The sequence below is a fragment of the Clavibacter lycopersici genome (assembly GCF_003576405.1).
In the GTDB taxonomy this organism is placed as follows: Bacteria; Actinomycetota; Actinomycetes; order Actinomycetales; family Microbacteriaceae; genus Clavibacter; species Clavibacter lycopersici.
Genome location: NZ_QWGT01000296.1, coordinates 1 through 2,933, shown reverse-complemented (window position 1 = coordinate 2,933; position 2,933 = coordinate 1). Strand labels below are relative to the sequence as shown.

Here is a 2,933-nt window from a genome sequence, read left to right as displayed (position 1 = left end):
CGAGCGGACGCATCGCGAGCGGGTAGGCCGGCGCGCGGGCGGCGGGCGGTGCGGGCGCGGGTGCGGGTGCGGGTGCGGGTGCGCTCACGCGAGCACCCCCGATCCCGCCGCGGGTGCGCCTTCCGGCAGCCCGAACTCCTGGAACGCGATCCGCTCCTCCACCGGGTACGGCTCCCGTCCCGTGATCGCGCGCAGGATCCGCGAGTTGCGGTGCGCCGTCATCCCGAGGTCGGGCGCGACGAAGCCGTGCGTGTGCACCTCCGCGTTCTGCACGAAGAGCGTCCCGGCGTCGTCGACCGTGTGCTCGCGCGCCACGTCGAGGCGGCCGCGCGCGTCGCGGTGCACGCGGTCGCCGAGCCCGTCGAGGATCCGCGGGGCCTGTGCGTCGTAGCCGCTCGCCATGACCACCGCGCCCGTCGGCCACTCGCGCTCCGCCCCCGTCTCGGCGTGCCGGAGCCCGAGGACGGCGCCGCCGTCCGGTGTGCCGCGTGACGAGACGACCTCCGCGTTGGTGAGCAGCCGGGTCGGCACGCCGGATCCCGCGTCGCCGCCGGGCGCGAGCCGCCCCTCCGCCCGCAGCGCGTCGAACGCGAGCCTTTTCCGGTAGAGCGTCTGGAAGACGTCGTCGATGAGCTCGGAGTCGATCCCCTTGTAGAGGTTCCGCTGCTCGCGCAGCAGAACGTCGCGGGTATCGGCGGGCAGGCCGAAGAAGTGGTCGCTGTACTCGGGGCTCGTCATCTCGAGCGTGAGGCGCGTGTACTCGAGCGGGAAGAACCTGGGCGAGCGCGTGATCCAGTCGAGCCGGTAGCCGCGCACGTCGATGTCCTCGAGGAGGTCGCGGTAGATCTCCGCCGCGCTCTGCCCGCTGCCGACGACCGTGATCGCGTCCCGCTCCTGCAGCCGGGTCTTCGCGCCGAGGTAGCCGGAGCTGTGGATCACGCCGGGCAGGTCGCGCACGGCCTCGGGCAGCCACGGCGGCGTGCCCACGCCGACCACCAGGTTCCGCCCGCGGTGCACGTGCGCGGCGCCCGCGGCGTCGACCGACTCGACGACGTACGCGCCGCGGCCCTCGTCGAAGGAGATCGCCCGCACGTCGCGGTCGAGCTCGATCCCCCGCGCGCGCTCCGCCGCCCACCTGCAGTAGGCGACGTACTCGCTGCGCAGGGGGAAGAAGTCCTCGCGGATGTAGAAGGAGTACAGCCGCCCGGTGTCCTTGAGGTAGGCGAGGAACGAGAAACGCGAGGTCGGATCCGCGAGCGTCACGAGGTCGGCGAGGAACGGCGTCTGCAGGTGCGCGGTCGGCAGCATCATGCCGGGGTGCCAGTCGAAGCGCGGCTTCCGCTCGAGCACCACGAGGTCCAGGTCGTCGAGCGGATCCGCGAGGCAGGCGAGCCCGAGGTTCGCGGGGCCGAGGCCCACGGCGACCACGTCGCGGATGCGGTCGGGGGCGAGGGCGGCGTCGCGGGCGCTCATCGGCCGACCTCCGTGGCTGCAGCGGCAGCGGTCGCCTGCGCCGCGTCGCCCAGCCCGGCGTCGAGCGCGTCGCCCGCCGCGACCACCATCCCCAGGATCTCCTGGATGTGCGCGTCCGTCGTCGCCGGGTTCAGCAGCGTGAGCTTCAGGTGCGCGCGGCCGTCCACGCGCGTGGCCGCGACCATCGCGCGGCCCGAGTCCTGGATCGCCTGCCGGATGCCGCGGTTCACGGCGTCGGAACGTGCTCCCGCGTCGGGTCCCGCGGATCCGTCCCGCTCCCCCGCCGGCACGTACCGGAACACGAGCGCGCTGATCTCCGGCCGCACCACCACGTCGAGCGCCGGATCCCGCCTGAGCGCGGACCACGTGCGGTCGGCGAGCGCGATGACGTCGTCGAGCATCCGCCCGACCCCGTCGGCACCCACCGTGCGGAGGGTGAGCCAGAGCTTCAGCGCGTCGAATCGGCGGGTGGTCTGCAGCGACTTGTCGACCTGGTTCGGGATCTCCTCGTGCGCGCGGTCGGCCGGGTTCAGGTAGTCGGCGTGCAGCGTCGCGTGCCGGAGCGTGCGGCCGTCGCGCACGAGGAGCGCGCTGGAGCTCACCGGCTGGAAGAAGGTCTTGTGGTAGTCGACGGTCACGGAGTCGGCCCGCTCGATCCCGTCGAGCAGGCGCCGGTGCCGGAGCGACGTCAGGAGGCCGCCGCCGTACGCCGCGTCGACGTGCAGCCAGATCCCCTCGCGTCGGCAGACGTTGCCGATGGCGGGCAGCGGGTCGACGCTGCCGAAGTCGGTGGTGCCGGCGGTCGCGACGACGGCGACGGGCAGGAGGCCGGCCGCGTAGCAGCGCGCGAGCTCGCGCTCGAGGGCGTCGACGCGCATCCGCTTGGCGTCGTCGCTCGGCACGCGGATGACCGCGTCGGGGGCGAGGCCGAGGATCCGGGCGCTCTTCTCGACGCTGAAGTGCCCGACGTCGCTGACGAGGATCCGCATCCGCTGCCGGTCAGCTGGCGCCAGTCCGTGCACCGCCGCCGCCTCGTCGCGCGCCAGCAGCAGCGCCTGCAGGTTCGACTGGCTGCCGCCGCTCGTGAAGACGCCGTCCGCCTCGTCGCCGAGGCCGGCGCGGCCCGCCGTCCAGTCGATGAGCGCGCGCTCGATGAGGGTCGCGCCCGCGCTCTGGTCCCACGTGTCCATCGACGTGTTGACGCTCGACAGGATGAGCTCCCCCGCGATGGCCGGGATGAGGATCGGGCAGTTGAGGTGCGCGACGTACGACGGGTCGTGGAACCAGACCGCGTCGCGGAGGTATAGGTCGTCGAGCTCGTCGAGGGCGTCGTCGAGGCCGCCGAGCGGGCGGTCGAGGTCGAGCCCCGCGAAGGATCCGCGGAGCCGGTCGGGCGTGATGCCGGTGAAGGGCCCGTCGGCGCGGCGGGCGGCCGCGCGCACGTGGTCGGCGGCGGCGCG

Annotated in this window: 2 protein-coding genes; both read right to left on the bottom strand. The window is 74.0% G+C overall.

Going from position 1 to position 2,933, the window contains the following annotated elements; translation table 11 throughout:
- Positions 1-84: 84 nt before the first annotated feature.
- On the bottom strand, positions 85-1,473 hold the full coding sequence (locus tag DZG00_RS14130) for a lysine N(6)-hydroxylase/L-ornithine N(5)-oxygenase family protein (protein ID WP_119382354.1): 1,389 nt from the start codon (positions 1,471-1,473) through the stop codon (positions 85-87).
- Positions 1,470-2,933, bottom strand: a 1,464-nt coding sequence (locus DZG00_RS14125; protein WP_119455754.1) for a pyridoxal phosphate-dependent decarboxylase family protein, incomplete at its 5' end; no start/stop codon positions are given. The genes DZG00_RS14125 and DZG00_RS14130, both read right to left, overlap by 4 nt.

Coding starts and splice junctions, on each gene's coding strand:
- DZG00_RS14130 (WP_119382354.1), bottom strand. CDS start 1,473: ATGAGCGCCCGCGACGCCGCCCTCGCCCCCGACCGCATCCGCGACGTG.